Origin of the sequence: Ideonella azotifigens (genome assembly GCF_006519715.1) — a bacterium.
In the GTDB taxonomy this organism is placed as follows: domain Bacteria; phylum Pseudomonadota; class Gammaproteobacteria; order Burkholderiales; family Burkholderiaceae_C; genus Ideonella; species Ideonella azotifigens.
Map to the genome: position 1 here is coordinate 1 of NZ_VIDT01000692.1, position 2,791 is coordinate 2,791.

The following is a 2,791-nucleotide window of genomic DNA, read 5'->3' on the forward strand; positions in this document are numbered from 1 at the left end:
CCCTGCACGCCGGTGGCGCCGCGGCCGCCTTCGCGGACGGTGTAGACATGGTCGCGGTGCTTTTCGGCCAGGCTGTCGCGCGAGAACTGCATGATCGGGTCGGCCAGGCGCTCGCGCTCATAGGGCTGGACCCAGGGCTGCGGCGTGCTGCAGCCGGCGAGCAGCGTGGCGGCCAGCAGGGCCAGGGCGGGCAGGGTGCGCAGGAGGTTCGTCATCGCGTCACTCCTTCAGCAGCGTGCGGATCTGCTGGTCGTAGGTCTGCTCGACACCGGCGCGGTAGCCGCGGTGCAGGAAGCGCACCTTGCCGTCACGGTCGATCAGCACGGTGGACGGCATCGAGTTCAGCTCGTAGAGCTTGCTGACCTGCTTGGCGCTGTCCAGCAGCACCGGGAACTTCACGCCCAGCTTTTGCGCCAGCGCCGCGGCCGCGGCCGGGTCCTCGTCCACGTTGACCCCCAGCAGCTGGAAGCCGGCGCCCTGGTAGCGCTCGTAGAGCTTGCCCAATTGAGGCATCTCTTCCCGGCAGGGCCCGCACCAGGTGGCCCAGAAGTTCAGCATCACGACCTGGCCGCGCTGCTCCTGCAGGCGCAGGTTGCGGCCCTCGGCGGTGCGCAGCGTGAAATCGGGCGCCGGGGCATTGGGCGTGGGCGTGGCCTGGGCCAGGCCTGCGAGCAGCAGCAGGCACAGCGCAGCGGGGCGCAGCAGGGTAGACAGGAGGTTCATGACAACGGCAGGGAACGCAGGCAGGACGGTCAGAAGAAGAACGACGCGCCGGTCGTCAGTTCGAGGTTGTGGGTGCTGTCGCGCTTGCCCAGCAGGTCCAGCGTGAAGATGTGGTCGCGCATGTCCACGCGCAGCGCGAACCAGTTGGCCAGGAAGACCTTCACGCCGACGCCGAAGTTGAAGGTCTGCTCGCGCTGGTCGACGAACCTGGTGCGGCCCAGGCCGCCGATCAGGTAGACCTGCGAAATCTTCGCGGTGCTGCTGCCGAGGAAGATCTCGCCGGGCAGCATGTTCCAGCCGACCGACAGGTCGTAGTAGCTGAGCTTCTCTGTGTCGCTGGTGAAGATGCCGCCGGGCAGCACGCGGCGGAAGGCCTCGTCCGTGACATTGGTCTGGCCGTAGGCGGCTTCGGCGAAGAAGTCTTCGGTGATGTGGTAGCCGACACGCGCGCCACCGGCGAAGCTGGCGCCGAAGTTCTGCGTGCCGTAGATGCCGCCGAACAGCCCGACCTCGAAGTCGTTGGATGGGAAGCGGGCCGGCCGCAGGTCACTGCGCTGGATCTGCGGCACCACGGCTTGCTGGTCGCCCGAGGTGGTGGTGTCGACAGCCAGCGCGGGCAGGGACAGCAGCAGCGCGCTGGCGGCCAGGAGCGTGCGGGAGGAAAAGTGGGCCATGGGTGGCAATCAGAAGAAGAACGACAGGCCGGCCGAATACGCGCGGTATTCGCCGGTGCGCTGCTGCGACAGGAAGGCGGTGTAGAGCGTGCCGTCCAGCCGCAGCACGAAGCGGTCAGTCAGATGCCAGCGCAGGCCCAGCCGCATGTCGGCCAGCTTGGCATCGGTGGTCTGGGACTCGACCAGGCTCTGGTTCGGGATGTTCTTGAACTGGCCCACGCCGACCGCGAAATACGGCGACAGGCGCTGGTCTGACCAGGGCTCGGCCATCAGGTCTGCATGCCACAGCGTGCTGCCGGAGTACACGCCCTGCACCTGGGCCAGCGAGCCTTCGAGGCTCAGCGTGTCGGACATGCGATACGCGGTCCAGAAGCGGATCATCGGCTCGGACTTGAAGCGGCCCCAGGCGGCTCCCAGCTCCACCTTGCGGTTCAGGTAGTCGCCCAGCACCACGTTGCGGTAAAGCTGGTCGCCGCCGGCCACGACGGTATTTTCCAGCTGGCCGCGCTGCACCCAGCCGACCTTGCCGTTGGCGGTGCGGACCTGGTACCAGTCGGTGTGGCGCAACTCGATGCGCAGCCACTCCTCGCGCTTGGCGACGTAGAAGATCGGGTAGCCGCGGCCCGGGCCGCTGCGCATCTCGACGTAGGCCACCTGGACCTGCACGATCTCGACCTTGTCGTCACGTCCAGGCTCGGCGCCGACCCAGACCAGGGGCTGCGGAATGCCGACCGATGGCACAGCCTCTGGCGCGTCGACTGCTGGCATGACAGTTTGCGCCACTGCGGAGGCGGCCGAAGCTGCCAGGGCGACCAAAATCGTCAGCTGTGCGGCAAGGCCTGTCACACCGCCCAGACGGGAGAAAAAGCTCATGGGGTCGTGTTGCAGGTGCCGGTGGCCGGGTCGGCGGGTGTGAACATGCTGTAGGAGGCGGTGCTGAATTCGTCCTGGCCCTGCGGCGCGGGGTTGGAGATCCAGTAGCGGATCTTCTGCGCATTCGGATCGGACTCACTCGCAAAGATCAGGCCGCCGCCGTGCAGCACGTTCTTCAGCAAGGGCTTGTCGAACAGCCGGCTGTCGTCGGCATTGCCAGGCAGCGTCACGCCCTGGGCCGAATAGAAGTTGCGGTACATGTCGGTGGCGCGGATCACGTCCGCCGACTGGCTCAGGTCCTGGGCCGCCGCGCCGCCGACCACGCGCAGCGCGCCGCCGGTGCCGGTGGTGTTGTCATGGCAGCCACCGCTGGCGCAGGTGTTGGTGTGGTTGCTGCCGTCCGGGGCTGCCAGCGCCGCATCGAGGATGGGCTGGATGCACTTCTGGTAGTAGGCAAACGACAACTTCTCGCCTGTGGCGCCGGGCGGGTTGGTGATGTCAGGCGGGTTGCCCAGCGGGCC

At 67.6% G+C, this 2,791-nt stretch carries 5 protein-coding genes; all 5 read right to left on the minus strand.

Annotated features, from left to right (window positions below; genetic code table 11):
- Positions 1-92, minus strand: a 92-nt coding sequence (locus FKP22_RS34550) for a DUF4266 domain-containing protein (protein ID WP_375140620.1), incomplete at its 3' end; no start/stop codon positions are given.
- A 127-nt stretch (positions 93-219) separates the two neighbouring features.
- Positions 220-723, minus strand: a complete 504-nt coding sequence (locus FKP22_RS26350; protein WP_141290859.1) for a TlpA family protein disulfide reductase — start codon at positions 721-723, stop codon at positions 220-222.
- Between the two features lie 29 nt (positions 724-752).
- Positions 753-1,397 (minus strand): outer membrane beta-barrel domain-containing protein, encoded by a 645-nt coding sequence (locus FKP22_RS26355; protein WP_141290860.1) that lies wholly within the window; start codon positions 1,395-1,397, stop codon positions 753-755.
- Between the two features lie 9 nt (positions 1,398-1,406).
- Entirely contained in the window at positions 1,407-2,165 is a 759-nt protein-coding gene (locus FKP22_RS26360; RefSeq protein ID WP_141290862.1) for an SH3 domain-containing protein, read from the minus strand.
- Positions 2,166-2,266: 101 nt separating this feature from the next.
- Positions 2,267-2,791, minus strand: a 525-nt coding sequence (locus FKP22_RS32805; RefSeq protein WP_170201103.1) for a hypothetical protein, incomplete at its 5' end; no start/stop codon positions are given.

What these genes read in the sequence shown, in the direction of transcription:
- FKP22_RS26350 (WP_141290859.1), bottom strand. Translation starts at nt 723, where the DNA reads ATGAACCTCCTGTCTACCCTGCTGCGCCCCGCTGCGCTGTGCCTGCTG.
- FKP22_RS26355 (WP_141290860.1), bottom strand. Translation starts at nt 1,397, where the DNA reads ATGGCCCACTTTTCCTCCCGCACGCTCCTGGCCGCCAGCGCGCTGCTG.
- FKP22_RS26360 (WP_141290862.1), bottom strand. Translation starts at nt 2,165, where the DNA reads ATGCCAGCAGTCGACGCGCCAGAGGCTGTGCCATCGGTCGGCATTCCG.